Below are 17,974 nucleotides of genomic sequence, written 5' to 3'. Positions count from 1 at the left end.
GCCAACCATGCCGTTATTAAGTGCGGCAGACCCTTTGCCTTATCATATCCTCCCTGCAAGGGAGGAAAGTCCCTTTGTGATGATTAGCGACCATGCCGGGCAGGCTGTGCCCTCATCTCTGAGGGATATGGGGGTGCCCCCTCAGGCATGGGAGCGGCATATCGCTTATGATATTGGCATTAAGGAGGTTGGGCGGCATCTGCAAAACGCCTTGGGATGTTTGTTGATTGAGCAGGTCTATTCTCGCCTGGTGATTGATTGTAACCGAGCCGCAGGGCATCCAACGTCTATCCCGCCGGTGAGTGATGGCACGGCGATTGCGGGGAATCAGAATCTTTCCCAGCAAGAGCGGTATGCGCGGGAGGAGGAGATACTCCATGCTTATCATGATGAGATAGAGCGTCATCTTGCTCAGCGGGATAAAGGGGAGTTTTTGTTTGTTTCTCTCCATAGCTTTACCCCCGCTATGGAGGGTGGAGAGCCGCGCCCGTGGGAGATTGGCCTTTTGCATGATCATGACCCACATTCAGCGCGCCTTATGCGTACCCTTTTGGAGGCAGAAGGCGGGTTATGTGTGGGGGATAATCAGCCTTATGTGTTAAATAGCCATAATGAATATAGCGTGCCTTATCATGCAGGGCGGCGTCAGCTCCCTGCTTTGGAGATTGAAATTAGGCAAGATTTAATCTCCGATGACGCTGGGCAACGCGCATGGGCGGAGCGTTTGGCACGTCTCTTGCCGCTTTTATGGGCGCAACGCAAAGAGAGAGCATGATGATTAATGGTAAAACGGTTTTAGCGGGCGTTATTGGGTGGCCTGTTGCCCATTCACGCTCGCCTATGTTGCATAATCATTGGTGTAAGGTGCATCAGATCAATGGGGCTTATGTCCCTCTGCCTGTTGCGCCGGGGCAGTTAGAGGTCGCGTTGCGTGGCTTGGCAGCAGCGGGATTTCGCGGCGTGAATGTTACAATCCCCCATAAGGAGGAGGCTTTTCGCTTATGTGATGAGCTAACAATGACCGCAAAGCGGGCCGGTGCGGCTAATACGCTACGTTTTGAGGATGGGCGCATCCTTGGTGATTGTACGGATGGCACGGGCTTTTGCGATAATTTGCGGGCTCATGCCGTATCTCCCAGCGGGTCTGTGTTGATTCTTGGTGCAGGTGGGGCAGCACGGGCGATTGCTGCAGCCTTGCAGGATTGCGGGTGCGATGTTTTCATCACCAATCGGACGGCCGCACGGGCTGAAGCCTTAGTCTCGGCCCTTGGGGCAGGGGTTGTGTTGCCATGGGCGGATTGGCCTGCCCGTTTAGGGGAGATGCAGATACTCATCAATGCGACATCACTTGGTATGGGTGGCCATGATGAGACAGATTGGCCCAGCATCCTCCAACAGGCTCAATTAGGGTTGAGTGTTGCTGATATTGTTTATACCCCCCTCCAAACTCCTTTATTGCGCGCTGCTCAACAGCGTGGGTTACGCACTGTAGAGGGCTTAGGGATGTTGCTGTATCAAGCGCGGGCTGGGTTTCATGCGTGGTTTGGTCTATGGCCAGAGGTTGATAAGCAGAGCTTTGACCTTTTGATGGCAGACCTTACTTAGTTATGTATGTTCTGGGCCTTACAGGGGGAATGGCAGCGGGGAAAAGTACGATCGCGGCTTTATTTCGCCGTGCTAAGGTCCCAGTTTTTGACGCTGATGCTTGCGTGCATCGCCTACAAGCCCCTCATGGGCGGGCTATTGGGCCTTTGCAGCGGGCGTTCCCTGCGGTGGTGCATAATGGGCAGTTAGACCGTGTGGCTCTGCGGCGGCTCATCGGGCAAGATGCAGCCGTGTTGCCCCGGTTGGAGCAGATAATCCATCCCCTTGTTAGGCAAGAAAGACGCGCATTTTTGGCGCGGTGTCGGGCGCGGGGCGTGCCGTTTTGCGTATTGGATATTCCTTTATTGTGGGAAACAGGAGCAGAGCGTGATTGCACAGCCGTGATGGTGGTGGAGGCCCCGCTCGCTGTGCGGATAGCGCGTTTGCGGCAGCGTCATCAACATCGCGGGCAGATGAGTGTTGAGGAGGCCAAAGCCTTTCTGACACGCCAAATGACAGACCAAGAGAGACGACAGCGGGCCGATATCGTGATAAAAACGGGACTGTCTCGTGCGTTTAGTGCGCGGCAGATTCATCGCTTTTTGCAGCAATTACGGCAGGAGAGGGATGAGGCTTCTGCACAGGAAGGGAAGATATGACGCGTTCTATCCTCTTTGATACAGAGACCACAGGGCTAGACCCTGATACTGGCGATAGGGTCATTGAGATTGCTGCTTTGGAATTGGTGAATGATTTGCGGACGGAAAATTACTTCCACGTCCTCATTAATCCAGAGCGAGACATCCCGGCTGAGGCCACAAAAGTGCATGGTTTTACGTTGGCCGATTTGGAGGGCAAACCCCTTTTTGCTGATATTGCTGATGAGTTTTTAGCTTTCATCGGTGATGGGAAGATGATAGCCCATAATGCACCGTTTGACTTCAAGTTCATCAATGCGGAGCTAAAACGGGCCGGGCGTCCACCATTGGATTATGAAAGCCGCGCGGTTGATACAGTCATTATGGCGCGGAAGAAGTTCCCCGGTATGCCTGCGAATTTGGATGCGCTCTGCCGTCGTTTTAATATCGACCTCTCCGAGCGTGGCACGCATAATGCGTTGCTTGATTGTCGCTTGCTTGCCGATGTGTATGTAGAGCTTATCGGTGGACGACAACGCGGTTTGGGGCTGGGTAATGAGCAAACACAAAGAACTTCATCAGAGGGGCGGGTAAAGCGTAAGGCGGTAACAGGGCGTACCCCGCGCCCTATGGCCCCGCCAGATGAAGCTACATTAGCCCGTCATGCCCAGTTTTTAGAGACGGTCGATAACCCCCTTTGGATGCGAGAGTGAAGCGCGTCCTGTTCATCACGGCGCATCGGTTGGGGGATGCTGTTATCTCTTTAGCGGCCCTTTCGGCCATGATGGCACGCTATCCGCAGGCATATTTTACCATCGTATGCGGCCCGGCTGTGTGTGACCTCTTTCGTTATATGCCGCGTTGCGAACGGCTGATTGTAATGGAGAAACGCCCTTATAATCAGCATTGGCTTGCTCTATGGCGCGATGTTGTGCGTTATCGGTGGGAGGCGGTGGTGGATTTACGGGCCTCTCTTGTTAGTTATGGGGTATGGAGCAGGGCGCGTTATAAGGTTCGTGGAGGGCGGCAAAAGGGCTTAAAGCTGGCTCAACATGCGCGCGCTTTAGGCGTACAATATGCACATTACCCCACCTTATGGTTGGGAGCGCAGGAGCAGGCCTATGCTGCTACGCTTTTGCCTGATGAGGGTGTCTGGCTCGCTTTAGCCATTACGGCGGGGACAGAGCATAAAATCTGGCCCGCTGAATCCTTTGCGACATTCGCGCGGCAGATGCAGGCAAGGGGGTTTCGCCCTCTTCTGGTTTATGGGCCGGGGGAGCGAGAAGCACGCCTTGCCGCCCCAGTACGGGCCTTATTGCCTAATGCGTTGGATATTGGGGGCGGGCAGTATAGCCTTGCTCAGGTAGCGGCTCTTATTGCGCGTTGCTCTCTCTTTGTGGGGGGTGATTCGGGGTTGATGCATCTTGCTGCGGCTTTAAATGTGCCAACATTAGGGTTGTTTGGGCCAAGCTATGCGTCTCAATATGCGCCGTCAGGCCGCTGGGCGGAGGTTCTTTTGGCCCCCGGCCCGGAGGGAGAGGGTGATATGGCCGCCTTAAAGGTGGAAAATGTGCAGCATGCCGCCTTGGCTCTTTATGAACGGGCCAGAGCACAGTAGGATTATACCGTTATTTAGATAGAGCGATGGCCAAGCCTCTAAGGAGATATCATGCGATTTGACCTCATCATTCGGAACGGGCGGTGCATTTTCCCGTGGGGGGAGGCCCAAGCGGATATTGGGGTCCGTGATCAGAAGATTGCCTCACTGAGTGTTTCCTCGCAGGATGAAGCTGCACAGGTGATCGATGCAACAGGGCTTTATGTTCTTCCCGGTCTGATTGATTCTCACGTTCATTTGCGTGACCCCGGCAAGCCTGAGGCAGAGACGCTGGAGACAGGCACACGCGCTGCTGCCTTAGGGGGGATCACCTCCGTCTTTGATATGCCCAACACAAACCCCACTGTGACCGATAAAAAGATGCTGGATTGGAAGCGTCAGCATATTATCGACACAGCCCATATAGATGTCGCAATGTATATCGGGGCTACGCGGGAGAATACCCCTTGGCTTGCTGAGTTTGAGCAAGAGGAGGGCGTATGTGGAGTGAAGGTGTTTGCTGGTTCCTCTACTGGTGATTTGATGATTGAGGATGATGAGGGGATAGAGGCTGTTCTACGCTCGGGTCATCGCCGTGTCTCATTCCATTCAGAGGATGAATATCGCCTGCGGGAACGGCGGAAGCTGTTTGAGCCGGGGCAGCCTTACCATCTCCATGCAGAGTGGCGAGATGCTGAATGTGCCATCCGTGGGACGAAGCGCATCTTGGCATTGTCGCATAAAACGGGGCGGCCTATCCATATTCTTCATGTCTCGACAGAGGAGGAGTTTACCCTTCTGGCTGAGAACCGGCGTTACGCCACCGTGGAGGTTCTGGTTAATCACCTAACCAATGAAGGGCCGGGATGCTATGAGCGTCTTGGAGGTAAGGCGGTGATGAATCCTCCGTTGAGGAATGAACGCCGCCATTTTGAGGCTGGATGGGCCGCCTTGCGTGATGGCCGGGTGGATGTTGTTTCCTCTGACCATGCCCCGCACCCTAGGGATGCGAAAGAGCTCCCTTGGTTGGAGTGCCCCTCCGGCCTAACGGGTGTGCAGACGATTGTTCCTTTGATGTTGGACCATGTAAATGCGGGGCGGTTGAGCCTGACACGCCTTGTTGATGTGATGTCTGCTGGCCCTGCACGGGTTTATGGCTTGCCCAATAAGGGGCGGCTCGCCGTGGGGTTTGATGCCGACATCACCCTTGTGGATATGAAGAAGCAACGCACCATTAGTAATGACTGGATAGCCTCCCCCGCCGGGTGGACGCCTTATGACGGTAAAAGCGTGACAGGCTGGCCCGTTGGGACGATTGTGCGCGGTCATGTGGTGATGGAGGATGATGCGATTATCACGCATAATGTAGGCCAGCCTATCCGCTTTCAGCCATAACGAGTTAAGAAGGCGATGTTTTTTTATCGTGATAGTATGTTGGTAGCAGAGCCGCCATGCTATAGAGTACGGGATGAGTGTGTGCAGTCCAGCTAAGGATACGGCGTGGCAGACGATTTATTTCAAGAATTAGAGGAAGAACAACGCCTTGCAAAAATGCGTAGCGTGGGCTTGCGCGTGGGTGTGGTGGTGTTGTGCGTGCTTATTGTGGCAGGCATTGGCGGTGGTGTTTGGGGATGGAAGCAGCATCAGCTCCATACTGCTCAAGCGCAAGCGTCTAATCGTTATTTTGAGGCCATGTCACTGCTTGGGGCGTTGTCGGGCAAGCCTGTGACAGAGGGGGCGGCGCATCAAAAAGCTGAGGGCATTTTACAAGATCTTGCCCAAAGCGCGCCAGAGGGTGTGCGGAGCTACGCTGCTATGTATTTGGCGGAACTTAAACTGCAAGAGCATGACACAGCCTCCGCTTTGAAGTTATGGTCCGCTGTTGCAGAGGATAAAAAAGCAGATACGTCTCTTCGCTCTATGGCGCAGTATCGAGGGTTGAATGCGCGGATGGATACGGCCCCGCGTGATGAGCTCCGGGCGGGGTATCAAGCTTTAGTACAAGAGGGCGGGAGCTGGGTCCCCCTTGCGAAGGAAGGCCTAGCGGTGCTTGACCTTGCACCGGGTAGCACAAAGACAGACCATGAGGAGGCACGTCGCCTTTTACAGCAAGTGCAATCCTCCCCCGATAGTACAGAGGGCCTGCGTCAACGGGCTGGGATGTTATTACAAACATTAGGAGAGGCTGGATGAGCCATCGTTTTTCTTCACCCTTGCGTGGCCAGCCTGTAAAGACATCTCGGCGGTCTGTTCTAAAAGGGGCTTGCTCTGTTGCGGCGATGGCCGGGCTTGCAGGTTGCGGCATTTTTGCAGATGATCCTAAAAAGACGGTTCTCCCCGGCCGACGTATTGATGTCCTCTCCACCGGGGCGGGTTTGACGGTAGATCCGCATGATAAAACGGCTATTCATTTACCTGCGGTGCAGCCTATTCATCAATGGACGCAAGAAGGTCGTCTACCCTCTCATGAGGCTGTAAATGCGGCATGGAATGGCACGCGTCAGCTATGGAGCCAATCTATCGGTGCCGCTGTGAAGGAAGTTGGTTGGCTGTCCAATATATTCTTCATGCCTAATCGCCGTGGGGCTTTGCAATCCTCTCCCGTTATAGGGGGCGGGCGGCTCTTTACGGTGGATGCTCAAGGGGCTATTCGCGCTTGGAGCTGGCCGGATCGTAAGCTGCTATGGCATTGCCAGCCCGCGCGTAAAACACGCTCGACTAATATTGGTGGCGGCATCGCGCTGGTTGACGATACGCTTTATGTTGTGGATGGCATTGCCCAAGCTCTTGCTTTAGATGTCGCAACAGGGAAGCAGAAATGGGCTGTTGATATTGGTACGCCGGGCCGCTCTGCCCCAACCATCGTTGATGGTTTGATGTTCTTTACCACTATTGATGCCCGGTTATTTGCGCTGGAGGCCAGCACGGGTAAACAGCGTTGGACCTATCAAGCCACCAATGTGAGTACGAGCTTGTTTGGGGCAGGGGCTCCGGCTGTGGTGAATGGCATTGTGGTTGTCGGTTTTGGTAGTGGCGACCTCGTGGCCCTTCGTGCAGCCTCTGGTGAGATTGTATGGAGCGATAGCCTTGGCGGAGGCAACGGGCTCGGTGCGATGCTGGACTTCGCTTGTGTGCGCGGTGGCCCTGTCGTGGTGGATGGTACAGCCTATGCAATTTCTCTCTCGCGCGTGCTGGTAGCGATTGATATGCGCTCCGGCCGCCGTTTGTGGGAGCGTGAGGTGAGCGGTCAGTCCCCGCTCTGCATTTGTGGTGATTGGCTCTATGTTATTTCGCTAGATCAGCAGCTTGCTTGCCTCGACCGGGTGAGTGGGCAAGTGCGTTGGGTGAAGCAGCTAACCCGCTTTGAAGACCCAAAACACGAGAAAAAGGGCGTTCAATGGACAGGCCCAATCTTATTGAATAATAAGCTTGTTTGCCTCTCCAGTATGAAGCGCGGCGGCATGGTGATTATTGATGCCCAAACAGGGAGCGATATCGGGAAGATTGACACGCCATCATCCTGCCAAGTTCAGCCGATTGTGTGTGATGGGCAGCTGCTTGTCCTAAGCGATGATGGTGTCTTACGCGCCTATGGTTGAGCAATTTGAATCAGGCCGACTGCCGGTTGTCGTTATCGCAGGACGGCCAAATGTTGGGAAATCCACCATTTTCAACCGGCTTGTTGGGCGGCGTCAGGCCATTGTGTCGGACGTGCCCGGCGTAACGCGTGATCGTAAAGACGGCGTAGCGATGTTGCGCGGGCGGCGTGTGCGCCTTGTTGATACAGCCGGGTTGGAAGAAGCCGCTCCAGAGACTCTCTTTGGCCGTATGCGCGCCTCATCAGAGCAGGGTATTGCGCAAGCGGATTTGGTGGTTTTCTGTGTTGATGTGCGGGCTGGTATCACTCCCGCGGATGAGCATTTTGCCAATTGGCTGCGGCGGCAGAACCGCCCCGTTCTCCTTGTGGCGAATAAGGCGGAGGGCCGTGCAGGGGCCGAGGCTGCGATGGAGGCTTATTCCCTAGGTTTAGGGACGCCTCTTGCGGTCTCTGCTGAGCATGGGGAAGGTCTGGCGGACCTTATGGGAGAGATTGCAAGCCTTCTCCCTGATGAAGATACACTTGCGGAGCATGATGGGGAAAAGCCGCTTCGCATCGCTATTATTGGCCGTCCTAATGCGGGGAAATCCACCCTTTTGAATAGTTTGCTCGGTGAGGAGCGCATGATTACCGGCCCGGAGGCTGGCTTAACACGCGATGCTGTTAGCGTTGGGCTAGAGGATGACATTGGGCCGATTGAGATTGTCGATACAGCGGGCATGCGTAAACGTGCGCGTGTACAGGAAGGGTTAGAACGCGTCTCTGTCTCTGCCTCTATTGAGGCAATGAAGATGGCGGAAGTCGTTATCCTTGTGTTGGATGCCGAGCGCGGTGTGGATGAGCAAGATTTGCAAATCGCACGGTTGATCGAGCGAGAAGGGCGGGCATGTGTGCTGGCCCTTAATAAATGGGATGCGGTAAAGGAGCGTCAAGCAACACGTAAGGCCATTGCGGGACGGATTGAAATATCACTCGCGCAAATGCGGGGGATTGAAGTGGTCACGTTCTCCGCTCTAACAGGTGAAGGGCTAAATCGCCTTTTGCCCGCTGTGCGCCGTGCAGGCGAGGTATGGAATGCTCGCGTGGGGACAAGCGATTTAAACCGTTGGTTTGAAGAAGCGGTGGAAAAACACCAGCCTCCCCTTGTGGATGGTCGGCGTTTAAAATTGCGTTACATGACGCAGGCAAAGAGCCGCCCTCCCACTTTTGTGCTCTTTGGGACGCGGGCGGAACAACTGCCCGATAGCTATAAGCGTTATCTTATCAATGGGTTGCGGGAGACATTCCATCTTCCCGGTACGCCGATAAGATTGCTCCTGCGGGGTAGCCGTAACCCTTTTGTGAAGCAAAACGAGCATTAAAAAGATTGCAGATTGGGCCAATAAGTTCATAGTCCCCGATGCTTCGTACCGGAGAGGTATCGTAGAGTGTGGCTAGGGAGACATCATGGTAGGCGTAACACCGGTAGCTCCGCAGGAGGGTGGATCTGCTCCTCCAGCGGGCCAAAAAGCTACAGGACGTGCCACAATATTGGGGATTCTTGCCGCTTTATCTGGGCTGATGTTCGGGTTGGATACGGGTGTTGTTGCTGGTGCGTTGCCTTTTATGGCGGTGGATTTCCATGCGGGGCCTGTTTTGCAAGGGTGGATTGTCTCCTCCATGATGGCAGGTGCAGCCTTTGGAGCTATGTTTGCTGGGCGCATTTCCGTCTCCTTTGGCCGAACAGGGGCCATGCTAGGGGCGGGTATTTTCTTCCTAATAGGGACGCTTTTTTGCGCTTTTGCTCCTGATGTGGGGGTGATGATTGTCGGGCGCGTTTTATTAGGGCTTGCTGTTGGTGTAGCCGCCTTTGCCGCCCCGCTTTATATTTCCGAAATCACGGTAGAATCCGCTCGTGGGGCGATGATTTCTTTCTATCAACTCATGGTTTCATTGGGGATTTTCCTTGCCTTTATTTCCGATAGCTTTTTGTCCTCAGGGGGGCATTGGCGGTGGATGTTAGGCATCATGGCTCTACCAGCTATATTGTTCCTTATTGTGGTGTTGATACTTCCCCAAAGCCCGCGTTGGTTGATGATGCGGGGCGATACAGAGCGTGCCCGTACGGTCCTGCGTGTTCTTCGCTCTGATGAAGAAGTAGCCGAGGCAGAGCTTGCCGATATTCATAGCCGCCTTTCTAAAAGTAGTGATGCTGGCTTTGGGTTATTCCGTAGTAATCGTCATTTCAGACGGTCCGTATTTTTGGGGATTATGCTGCAAATTATGCAGCAACTTAGCGGGATTAACGCGCTTTTATATTATGCGCCGCGCGTGTTTGAGGCTGCTCATTTTGGCGTGAATGCCTCTGTTTGGGCGACTACACTCGTTGGCTTGACGAATATGGTCTTTACCGGTGTGGCGATTATGTCTGCAGACCGTTGGGGCCGGCGTCCTCTTTTGCTAGCAAGCTGCGCGATTGTTGGGGGAGCTTTGGTAGGGGTTAGTACTGTTCTGGCCTATGGTGGGGAGAGTGTAACGGCCTCCTTTTTGCTTTGTGGGTTTATCCTTCTTTTTGTGGCGGGGTTTGCTATTGGGGAAGGGCCGTTGGTCTGGGCTTTATGCTCTGAGGTGCAACCTACACGCGGGCGGGATTTTGGTATTGGTTGCTCCACGGTGACAAATTGGGTGGCAAATTGGGTGATTTCCAGCATATTCCCCCTTATGATGCTGGTGATGGGGGCATCAGGGACGTTTGTCCTTTTTGCGGTGTTTAATGGTATATTCCTTCTCATCACATTAGGTTTTGTGCCAGAGACAAAGGGTACGTCTTTGGAGCAAATAGAGGCTAATCTTTTTGCAGGGGTCTCCCTGCGCCATTTAGGAGAGCAGAGAGAGCATGAGCAGTAAGATAGCTGACCCCAGCTTAGAGGGCGAATACGACCCGGAGAGACATGCTGGCCTATATGGGATGCAGCGTGTCAAGGCGATGTCATCGGTCATTTTAGCCTTGATGCTATCAATTTTGGATTATTCCGTTGCGAATGTGGCATTGCCGACCATCGCTATGGATATGCATTCGTCTCCATCGCAGGCGATTTGGGTGATCAATGCTTATCAGCTTGCGAATTTGGCGTGTCTTTTGCCGTTAGCTGCTCTTGGGGCGCGGGTTGGCTTTGGGCGGATGAGCCAGTTAGGGATTGTTTTATTCCTCATCGCCTCGGTAGCCTGTGCTGTATCCCAAAATATGTTAGAGCTTACCTTAGCCCGCGCGTTACAAGGGATTGGTAGCTCCTGCATTATGAGTGTGAATATTGCGCTCGTACGTTTTATTTACCCTCATAAATTGATTGGTAAAGGGATTGCACTCAATGGGTTATTCATTGGGTTAGGGGTGGCATTAGGGCCGACTATTGGTTCGTTTATCCTCTCTATTGCCTCATGGCCGTGGATATTTTGGATTAACCTACCCTTGGGCGGTGCGGCTATTTTACTAGCGAGCCGTGCTTTACCTAAAACACCGCGTAGCGATGTGAAAACTGACATTCCCGGCTCTATCCTTACAGTCGTGTCCTTCACACTTTTAGGTGTGGGGCTAGATGGCTTCATGCACGGTGATATAGGCTGGGGAGCGGGTCTGACAGGTTGGAGTTTGGTGAGCTGGTGGTTGCTCTTACGCTGGCAGAAAAAACGGCCTGAGCCAATTGTCCCTCTGGATTTGCTCAAACGTGTGCCGTTTCTTGTCGCATGTTTGGTAAGCTTTTGTGGTTTTGTGGCGTCCAACCTGTATATTGTGGCGATGCCTTTCACCTTGGCTGTTGCTTTTCATAAAAACCCAGCAACAGTTGGGTTGTTGATTGCCCCTTGGGCCGTAGGGGTTGCGGTTATGTCCTTCACGGTGGGGAAAATTGCTGATCGTTTCCCTGCATCGTTATTGTCCTCCATTGGGCTGTTGATAACCTGTATTGGCTTTATTTTACTCTGTACTTTGCCATTGGATGCGAGCAATAGTGCCATTGCATGGCGGACTTTATTAGCGGGTATGGGGTTTGGTTTTTTCCAACCGCCTAATAATCGCGCGATTATGGTTACAGCCCCGCCGGGGCGCGAAGGGGGAGCAAGCGGGATGTTGTCCGTAGCGCGTCTCTCTGGCCAAACAACGGGGGCTTTGCTGGTGGCAGGGTTGTTTACCTTATTTTCTCACCCTGCCTTCATTTGCTTAGGAGCGGCGGCGTTTGTGGCTTTTTTTGGGGCTATGCTGAGTGCGGGGCGGATTTTATTTAAAAGCCGAGTGGCCCCCCGTTAACTCCCAAGCGTCCTAGGACAAAGGCGCATGCCAGTATGAGGCCTATTAGGACATTCTGCTTGAAGAAACAGAGGCAGAGTGGCGCATCATGGGGGGTGAGGCGTTTCACCTGATAGGCCATCGTCAGGCCAGCGAGGAGGAAAGGCAGCCAAAAGGCCGATGCTAGGTGTGCTGTGTAAGCCGCCCCGGCAAAGAAGGCCATCGTCAGCCCATAGCAAAGCCCAACAAATAAGCGGGCATGGCTGAGCATTAAACGTGAGGTCGATTTCACGCCAATGCGTGCATCATCTTCCATATCTTGGAAGCCGTAAATCGTATCAAAACCGAGTTGCCAGAGGATAACCCCACTATAGAGGAGTATCCCTGGTAGATCGATATTCTCTTGGCTGGCAGCGTAGCCCATAGGGGCCCCAAAGCCGAAGGTGAAGCCCATCACAAGTTGTGGCCACCATGTGAGGCGTTTTGCGGTGGGGTAGAATGTCACAAAGAGCATCGCGACAGGAGCTAAGGCCCAGCAGAAGGGTGGTAAAGCGAGGAGGACAGCCAGCCCGCCTAACAGAAGAAGGACGAGCAGCCCGATTCCTTGTCTTAGGCTGAGAGCCCCACTGGCGAGGGGACGGCCTGCCGTGCGAGAGACTTGGGCGTCAATTTTGCGGTCCCATATATCGTTAATTACACATCCTGCAGAGCGCATTAGCAGTGAGCCAATGGCAAATAGCCCGACATAGAGGAGCCGTTTTTGCAAGCTGGGGCCTTGAGCCGCAAGGAAAATGCCAAACACGCCGGGGAGAAAGAGGAGCCATGTGCCAACGGGCCGGTCTAAACGGGCAAGAAGTGCGTAGGACCGCCACGGCTCACCAAGCCGCCCGATGAGGCCATTATGGCAAATATCAGTATGAGGATGTTTTTGAATCATAAAGTTAGTGCTTAGCGAGAATGAGGGGGAGGTCAATATTTTATCATCATCTCTGGCAAGCTGTGAGGGAACGCGTTATGCCCTTAGAGATTATGAGCCGTACAGAACCACGCCTTTTTATTGTCGAATCCGCTTTCCCTTGGGATGAGGGCGCGATTATTGAGCTTTCTGCAGGGCAGGCGCATTATCTAGGTAAGGTCATGCGTTTGCAGGTGGGGGACGCTGTTGTGCTGTTTAATGGGCGCGATGGCGAATGGCATGCCGAGATTGAGAGCTTACAAAAGCAGCGTGGCTCTGCACGGTTGCGCTCTTGCCTGCGCCCGCAGGAGGAGACAAAGGGGATAGAGCTGCTTTTTGCCCCATTAAAGCGCGATGCGACGGAGTTAGTTATTCGCATGGGGACGGAGCTTGGGGTAACGCGCTTTCGCCCTGTTGTGACAGCTAGGACGAATACGCATCGCCTTAATTTGGAGCGTCTAGCCGTTATCGCGCAGGAAGCCGCAGAGCAATGCGAGCGGTTGGATGTCCCAGAGATTATGCCGTTAGAGCCATTGGCCGCTGTGCTGGCCCGTTGGCCTAACCGGCGTACCTTAACTGTTGCGTTGGAGCGTGTTGGCCAAGGTGGGGCACCGTCTTCATGTGATGCGCTGCTCATTGGGCCGGAGGGAGGTTTTGCGGAGGATGAAATCCACCGTCTAACGCAGCATGAAGCTGTGCAGTCTTTTTCTTTAGGGCCGCGTATTTTGCGGGCTGATACGGCTGCTTGTGCTGCTCTAGCGCAGATTATGGCGGTACGATAAAGGGGATTCTGTGCTGGTCTCTTGAATGAGCATCATGATGACCCCTAATATGCAGTCTCTGGCTTACGGACAATTCTGGCGGTCCTATAGCGTATTAAGATGAATTATAGCCGGTAAGGTTTTGTGTATGTCCAATCCAGGTGAGAGCAATACAGCTCCAATTGAAAATAAAGCGCAGCTTATTGATGTTCTCGCTAAGGGCTGTAAGCCGCAAGAGGCGTGGCGGATTGGGACAGAGCATGAGAAGTTCGGCTTCCGCCTGCCAGAGCGTGCGCGGGGGGATTTAAAGCCTTTTGCCCCACCAGCTTACGAACCAGAAGGGGTTGAAGCCCTTTTAACCGCTTTGGAAGGGCCAGACTGGCAGGCTATCCGCGATAATGGGCATATTATTGGCCTAAAAGGTGCTGGGGCGCATAAGGGACGTTCCATCTCCCTAGAGCCTGCGGGGCAATTTGAGCTCTCTGGCGCACCCGTGCGGACGCTGCAAGAGACAGAGCAGGAGATGATTGCTCATTTCCAGCAGATTAGTGGGCCTGCGCGGGAGTTGGGTTTGGGCTTTGCCCCTTTGGGATTCCAGCCGCTTTGGCCGCGTGATGCCATGCCGTGGATGCCCAAAAGCCGCTATGCGATTATGCGCCGTTATATGCCGAAAGTTGGGCGGCGTGGGCTGGATATGATGACGCGTACCTGCACTGTGCAGGTGAATCTTGATTTCTCCAGTGAGGCCGATATGGCGCGCAAAATGCGCGTCTCCCTTGCCTTACAGCCGCTTATTACCGCGCTGATGGCCAATTCTCCATTCGCAGAGGGTAAGCCAACTGGCCGTCTCTCTAATAGGGCTTATATCTGGTTAGATACGGATAACCAGCGGAGTGGCCAGCCCACGCCTTTCTTTGAGGAAGGCTTTGGGTTTGAGCGTTATGTGGATTGGGCGTTGGATGTCCCGATGTATTTTGTCAATCGGGATGGGCATAACCTTGATGTTGCAGGCTGTTCCTTCCGTAAATGGTTGGCTGGGGAGCAACAAGAGCCTTTAATGGGCCTACGTCCCACCCTTGGGGATTTTGAGGACCATCTCACAACATTATTCCCTGATGTGCGGTTGAAGCAGTTTTTAGAGATGCGCGGGGCTGATGCGGGCAATCCGTCTATGATGATTGCACAATCGGCCTTCTGGGTCGGGCTGTTCTATGACCCTGATGTGCTGGCTGAGGTGGAACAGCTGGTGAAGGAGCAGCCTTGGCTACAATATCAATCCCTTGCGGAATTGGTTGTCGAGAAAGCTATGGATGCGCCATTCCTCGGTGGGTTGCGCCCTCTTGCTAAGCGGGTTTTGGAGCTTTCGGAACGTGGCCTAAAAGCGCGTAATTATGGGGAGGAATATTACCTCGCACCGCTTTATGAGATTGCTGATGGGGCTAAAACACAAGCCGAACGCTGGTTAGAGCAATATTATGGGGCATGGCGTGAGGATGTGCGGCCCATTTTCCAAGCTGCGGATATCTCTTTATAAGTAAGGCGGAGTGGTCAGATGAAGATGAAACATATCATAACCGCTTGCGCGATGGCTATTAGCTTAGGCAGTGGGGTCATGGCTCTAGGGAAGGAGGCATATGCTGCGGCATCCCTTACCCCGGCGCAGCAAGGTTGGGTGCATAAGATTGAATCGAGCTTGAAAGCGACAAAAACCTTTCAAGCACGTTTTGAGCAACTCAGTGAGCAGAATGGCACAGCCACGGGCACGGTCTTGCTAGAGCGGCCGGGGCAGATGCGTTTTTCATACGATCCACCAAGCCCGCTCTTACTAGTAGCTAATGAGGGGAAAGTGGTGTTTCAGGACCGCAGCATAGGGCAGGTTACGACCATCCCCTTGGAGCATACCCCGTTGGGGTTGCTGTTACGGCCTGACCCACGCTTCTCAGGTGATGTAACGATTCTGGATTATGAGCAACGCGGCAATGAGATTCGCTTGCGTGTCACGAGGACGGAAAACCCAAGTGAGGGGGAGATGACGCTCTATTTCGCTGCTCAGCCCCTCACTTTGAAGGGATGGACAGTGTTAGACGCACAAAGCCATAAAACGGTTGTGCATTTTACGAATATCCGTACAGGGATGCCGATTGCGGCGGGGCAATTCACCTTGCCGAAGGAAGATGATTAAGAGCTTTTCTTCCGTTTGGCTAATTCCAAAGCGCGTTGATAAACAGTGCGTTTTGGAAGGGTGACAATCCCCGCTACGAGGCTTGCAGCATCTTTAACGGAATGTGTTTTCAGAGCGTCCTCTAGCGCATGGTCTAGCTCTAACGCGCCTGTTTCTGCGGCTTCTGGTGGGCCGAGGAGGAGGGTAATCTCACCACGCGGTGGGTTTGCCTCAAAATGGGCAATGAGTTCGGCAATGGTGCCGCGGCGCATTTCTTCAAAATGTTTGGTTAATTCCCGTCCTATGGCTGCGGCTCGGTCTGCACCAAAGACTTGTTGTTGTGTGTGCAATGTATCAAGCAGGCGATGGGGGGATTCATACCATAATAATGTTGCGGTTAAGCCTGCTTGTTCCATAGCGCGGAGGGCGGCAAAATGTTGTCGTCTTGCTTCCCCGCGTGGTGGAAAACCAAGGAACATAAAAGGGTGTGGTGGCAAGCCTGAGAGGGTTAAAGCGGTGATGGCCGCATTTGCCCCCGGTAAAGAGGTGACGGCAATCTCGGCCTCTTGAGCAGCGCGCACAAGCCGATAGCCGGGGTCAGAGACAATCGGTGTTCCCGCATCGGAGACGAGTGCGAGGCATTGGCCTTGCTGTAATTGTTCAATCACAGTGGGGATGCGCTCTTGCTCATTATGGTCATGGAGGGGAATAAGCTGATTATTGATGCCATAATGGCGTAATAATTTTGTGGTAACGCGTGTATCTTCGCATAAGATGGCGTTTGCTGTCTTGAGAGCCTCAAGCGCGCGTTGGCTAATATCGGTAAGGTTCCCAATAGGCGTTGCCACAAGTATGAGCTGCCCGGTAGAAGAGGGGAACGATCCGTTAACGGGGGAAGTATATGGTTTGTCAGACATCGCCATCCTTAAAGAGCTGCTCTATCCCTTATAGCCGCGATGGGCAGGGGCGCGGCAAGAGGAAACATGGCCGTACGATAGTCACGGCGGGCGTTTTTCTTTTGCTCACAGCGTGTGGCGGTCGGGAGGAAGTCGATAAAGGGGCAGACCTCTTTGCACATCCTGCCCCTGTTGTGGAAAAACCGGCTCGTGTAGGTTTGGTCGTCCCGCTGACGGGCCCTCATGCAGCTATTGGTCAACGTATGCAAGAGGCCGCGCGCCTTGCTTTGCCAGATGGCCAATCCCCCGCCCTTGATGTGTTTGATAGTGCCGAGGCGGAAGGCCCTGCTCATGCAGCCCAAATGGCGTTGGAGAGTGGTGATAAGATTGTCCTTGGCCCTTTAACAGCGGCTGATACACAAGCGGTAGCTTCCGTGTTGCAATCGGCTCATGTGCCGGAGCTGGCCTTTACAAGTGATGTTACACAAGCGCGGCCAGGTGTGTGGGTGATGGGCTTAACACCGGAGCAACAAGTGCGGCGGCTTGTGGATGCTGCGCGGACAGATGGGCGGAAGCATCTTGCTGCGTTCTTACCTGATACAGCTTTTGGCCATGCTTTAGGGGAAGGGCTAACATTAACCTGCCAAGAGGCAGGGTTGGACGTGCCTAAAATCATTTATCATAGCAGTGATATCAACGATATTACGCAGAAAATGGCGCAATTAAGCCATGGGGTAGCCGCCGCAGCGTCTCCATCAACCCCCACGTCAACGCCCACCTCAACACCAGCCGCGCCAGAGCCTAAAGAGGCAGGTCCCTCAGCAGAGGACCCGTTAGCGGAGAATGATGCGCCAGCGGCTCCCACGTCTTCATCCTCTCCAACTGCCTCTACAGCATCTACCGCTTCGGCCTCATCAGTGCCCTCTGTGCCGTTTGATGCGTTATTGCTGGGTGATACAGGCTTAGACCTTGCTCATGTCATTGAGGCCCTAAAGGCGAATCAGCTTTTAACACCGCAAATTCGTATTTTAGGGCCGATGTTATGGCGCGCCTTTGATGGCAAATTGGGGGACCTCCACGGAGCCTGGTATGTTGCGTTTGATGAGCAGCTTCGTAGTGGCTATGTGCAGACCTATCAAAACAGCTATCACCGCCCACCATCGCCCGTGTCCGATTATGCTTATGATGCCGCTGCGTTAGCTGGTGCGTTGATTCGTCAAAATCGTTTAACGACCGAGTCTTTAACCCAGCCAAAGGGCTATATTGGGATTGATGGTTTGTTCCATTTACGGGCTGATGGGCGCATGTTGCGGGCCTTGGGGGTGTATCAAATCGTCCCCGGTGGGGGGAGCCAAATAATTATCCCTGCTTCGCGTGACCTAACAGCCCCTTCAGCTTTGACAACGGCGACACCAGCAGCAACACCCGCTGCTAAAAAAGCTGAGGAGCCAAAAGAGACACCCCTTCCAGCGGATTTCTAAAGGGCGTGCCTCATAGATAGAAAAAAGCCCGTCTGTATGTTT

Annotated in this window: 17 protein-coding genes; 15 read left to right on the top strand and 2 right to left on the bottom strand. The window is 53.6% G+C overall.

Translation table 11 applies throughout. The features are described from left to right. The first annotated feature begins 7 nt into the window (after positions 1–7). From NQF89_RS02490 to NQF89_RS02440, 11 genes are all read left to right on the top strand, one after another. Complete coding sequence (locus NQF89_RS02490; protein ID WP_407652347.1) at positions 8–775, top strand: N-formylglutamate amidohydrolase; 768 nt, start codon at positions 8–10, stop codon at positions 773–775. After that, positions 775–1,605 carry a shikimate dehydrogenase gene (locus NQF89_RS02485; protein WP_266137496.1) on the top strand — a complete coding sequence of 277 codons (831 nt, stop codon included), beginning with the start codon at positions 775–777 and terminating at the stop codon, positions 1,603–1,605. The genes NQF89_RS02490 and NQF89_RS02485 overlap by 1 nt, the downstream gene beginning before the upstream one ends. 2 nt (positions 1,606–1,607) lie before the next feature. Then, positions 1,608–2,243: a dephospho-CoA kinase gene (coaE, locus tag NQF89_RS02480; protein WP_266137434.1), complete on the top strand. Its 636-nt coding sequence runs from the start codon at positions 1,608–1,610 to the stop codon at positions 2,241–2,243. Then, positions 2,240–2,935, top strand: a complete 696-nt coding sequence (gene dnaQ / locus NQF89_RS02475) for a DNA polymerase III subunit epsilon (RefSeq protein WP_099027095.1) — start codon at positions 2,240–2,242, stop codon at positions 2,933–2,935. Before coaE ends, dnaQ begins: the two co-directional genes overlap by 4 nt. Then, complete coding sequence (locus NQF89_RS02470; RefSeq protein WP_266137433.1) at positions 2,932–3,840, top strand: glycosyltransferase family 9 protein; 909 nt, start codon at positions 2,932–2,934, stop codon at positions 3,838–3,840. Before dnaQ ends, NQF89_RS02470 begins: the two co-directional genes overlap by 4 nt. Before the next feature lie 51 nt (positions 3,841–3,891). Beyond that, positions 3,892–5,214 (top strand): dihydroorotase, encoded by a 1,323-nt coding sequence (locus NQF89_RS02465; RefSeq protein WP_266137432.1) that lies wholly within the window; start codon positions 3,892–3,894, stop codon positions 5,212–5,214. Positions 5,215–5,319: 105 nt separating this feature from the next. Further along, positions 5,320–6,012 carry a tetratricopeptide repeat protein gene (locus NQF89_RS02460; protein ID WP_155573255.1) on the top strand — a complete coding sequence of 231 codons (693 nt, stop codon included), beginning with the start codon at positions 5,320–5,322 and terminating at the stop codon, positions 6,010–6,012. After that, entirely contained in the window at positions 6,009–7,418 is a 1,410-nt protein-coding gene (locus NQF89_RS02455; RefSeq protein ID WP_266137431.1) for an outer membrane protein assembly factor BamB family protein, read from the top strand. Before NQF89_RS02460 ends, NQF89_RS02455 begins: the two co-directional genes overlap by 4 nt. Next, positions 7,411–8,778 carry a ribosome biogenesis GTPase Der gene (gene der / locus NQF89_RS02450; protein ID WP_155579372.1) on the top strand — a complete coding sequence of 456 codons (1,368 nt, stop codon included), beginning with the start codon at positions 7,411–7,413 and terminating at the stop codon, positions 8,776–8,778. The genes NQF89_RS02455 and der overlap by 8 nt, the downstream gene beginning before the upstream one ends. A gap of 85 nt (positions 8,779–8,863) precedes the next feature. Then, positions 8,864–10,303: a sugar porter family MFS transporter gene (locus NQF89_RS02445; protein WP_266137430.1), complete on the top strand. Its 1,440-nt coding sequence runs from the start codon at positions 8,864–8,866 to the stop codon at positions 10,301–10,303. Next, positions 10,293–11,699 carry an MFS transporter gene (locus NQF89_RS02440; RefSeq protein WP_266137429.1) on the top strand — a complete coding sequence of 469 codons (1,407 nt, stop codon included), beginning with the start codon at positions 10,293–10,295 and terminating at the stop codon, positions 11,697–11,699. Before NQF89_RS02445 ends, NQF89_RS02440 begins: the two co-directional genes overlap by 11 nt. On the opposite strand, the gene ubiA is transcribed toward NQF89_RS02440, so the two are convergent. Further along, the gene (gene ubiA, locus NQF89_RS02435) at positions 11,674–12,615 is read right to left on the bottom strand and encodes a 4-hydroxybenzoate octaprenyltransferase (RefSeq protein ID WP_266137428.1); all 942 of its coding nucleotides are present in this window, start codon (positions 12,613–12,615) and stop codon (positions 11,674–11,676) included. The two genes, NQF89_RS02440 and ubiA, sit on opposite strands and share 26 nt — an antisense overlap. 77 nt (positions 12,616–12,692) lie before the next feature. On the opposite strand from ubiA, the gene NQF89_RS02430 reads away from it, so the two are divergent. The 3 genes from NQF89_RS02430 to NQF89_RS02420 all read left to right on the top strand — a co-directional run bounded on the left by NQF89_RS02430 (position 12,693) and on the right by NQF89_RS02420 (position 15,576). After that, a complete protein-coding gene (locus tag NQF89_RS02430; protein ID WP_266137427.1) occupies positions 12,693–13,415 on the top strand; it encodes a 16S rRNA (uracil(1498)-N(3))-methyltransferase in 723 nt (240 codons plus the stop codon). A 127-nt stretch (positions 13,416–13,542) separates the two neighbouring features. After that, complete coding sequence (locus tag NQF89_RS02425) at positions 13,543–14,928, top strand: glutamate--cysteine ligase (protein ID WP_266137426.1); 1,386 nt, start codon at positions 13,543–13,545, stop codon at positions 14,926–14,928. A gap of 18 nt (positions 14,929–14,946) precedes the next feature. After that, positions 14,947–15,576 carry a LolA family protein gene (locus NQF89_RS02420; protein ID WP_266137425.1) on the top strand — a complete coding sequence of 210 codons (630 nt, stop codon included), beginning with the start codon at positions 14,947–14,949 and terminating at the stop codon, positions 15,574–15,576. Here the strand turns inward: NQF89_RS02420 and rsmI are convergent. Continuing rightward, positions 15,573–16,472, bottom strand: a complete 900-nt coding sequence (gene rsmI, locus NQF89_RS02415; RefSeq protein WP_370513584.1) for a 16S rRNA (cytidine(1402)-2'-O)-methyltransferase — start codon at positions 16,470–16,472, stop codon at positions 15,573–15,575. The genes NQF89_RS02420 and rsmI overlap by 4 nt on opposite strands. Here rsmI and NQF89_RS02410 point away from each other — a divergent pair. Continuing rightward, positions 16,457–17,932, top strand: a complete 1,476-nt coding sequence (locus tag NQF89_RS02410; protein ID WP_266137424.1) for a penicillin-binding protein activator — start codon at positions 16,457–16,459, stop codon at positions 17,930–17,932. The genes rsmI and NQF89_RS02410 overlap by 16 nt on opposite strands. The last annotated feature ends 42 nt before the right edge of the window (positions 17,933–17,974 follow it).

Origin of the sequence: Bombella pollinis (assembly GCF_026385485.1) — a bacterium.
Lineage (GTDB): Bacteria > Pseudomonadota > Alphaproteobacteria > Acetobacterales > Acetobacteraceae > Bombella > Bombella pollinis.
The sequence above is the reverse complement of the archived record's forward strand: the minus strand, read 5'-3'. Positions and strand labels throughout refer to the sequence as shown.

Bases quoted from the DNA above. Each gene is read 5' to 3' on its own strand.
- NQF89_RS02490 (WP_407652347.1), top strand. From the start codon at position 8: ATGCCGTTATTAAGTGCGGCAGACCCTTTGCCTTATCATATCCTCCCT.
- NQF89_RS02485 (WP_266137496.1), top strand. From the start codon at position 775: ATGATTAATGGTAAAACGGTTTTAGCGGGCGTTATTGGGTGGCCTGTT.
- coaE (WP_266137434.1), top strand. From the start codon at position 1,608: ATGTATGTTCTGGGCCTTACAGGGGGAATGGCAGCGGGGAAAAGTACG.
- dnaQ (WP_099027095.1), top strand. From the start codon at position 2,240: ATGACGCGTTCTATCCTCTTTGATACAGAGACCACAGGGCTAGACCCT.
- NQF89_RS02465 (WP_266137432.1), top strand. From the start codon at position 3,892: ATGCGATTTGACCTCATCATTCGGAACGGGCGGTGCATTTTCCCGTGG.
- NQF89_RS02455 (WP_266137431.1), top strand. From the start codon at position 6,009: ATGAGCCATCGTTTTTCTTCACCCTTGCGTGGCCAGCCTGTAAAGACA.
- der (WP_155579372.1), top strand. From the start codon at position 7,411: ATGGTTGAGCAATTTGAATCAGGCCGACTGCCGGTTGTCGTTATCGCA.
- NQF89_RS02445 (WP_266137430.1), top strand. From the start codon at position 8,864: ATGGTAGGCGTAACACCGGTAGCTCCGCAGGAGGGTGGATCTGCTCCT.
- NQF89_RS02440 (WP_266137429.1), top strand. From the start codon at position 10,293: ATGAGCAGTAAGATAGCTGACCCCAGCTTAGAGGGCGAATACGACCCG.
- ubiA (WP_266137428.1), bottom strand. From the start codon at position 12,615: ATGATTCAAAAACATCCTCATACTGATATTTGCCATAATGGCCTCATC.
- NQF89_RS02430 (WP_266137427.1), top strand. From the start codon at position 12,693: ATGCCCTTAGAGATTATGAGCCGTACAGAACCACGCCTTTTTATTGTC.
- NQF89_RS02425 (WP_266137426.1), top strand. From the start codon at position 13,543: ATGTCCAATCCAGGTGAGAGCAATACAGCTCCAATTGAAAATAAAGCG.
- NQF89_RS02420 (WP_266137425.1), top strand. From the start codon at position 14,947: ATGAAGATGAAACATATCATAACCGCTTGCGCGATGGCTATTAGCTTA.
- NQF89_RS02410 (WP_266137424.1), top strand. From the start codon at position 16,457: ATGGTTTGTCAGACATCGCCATCCTTAAAGAGCTGCTCTATCCCTTAT.
- rsmI (WP_370513584.1), bottom strand. From the start codon at position 16,472: ATGTCTGACAAACCATATACTTCCCCCGTTAACGGATCGTTCCCCTCT.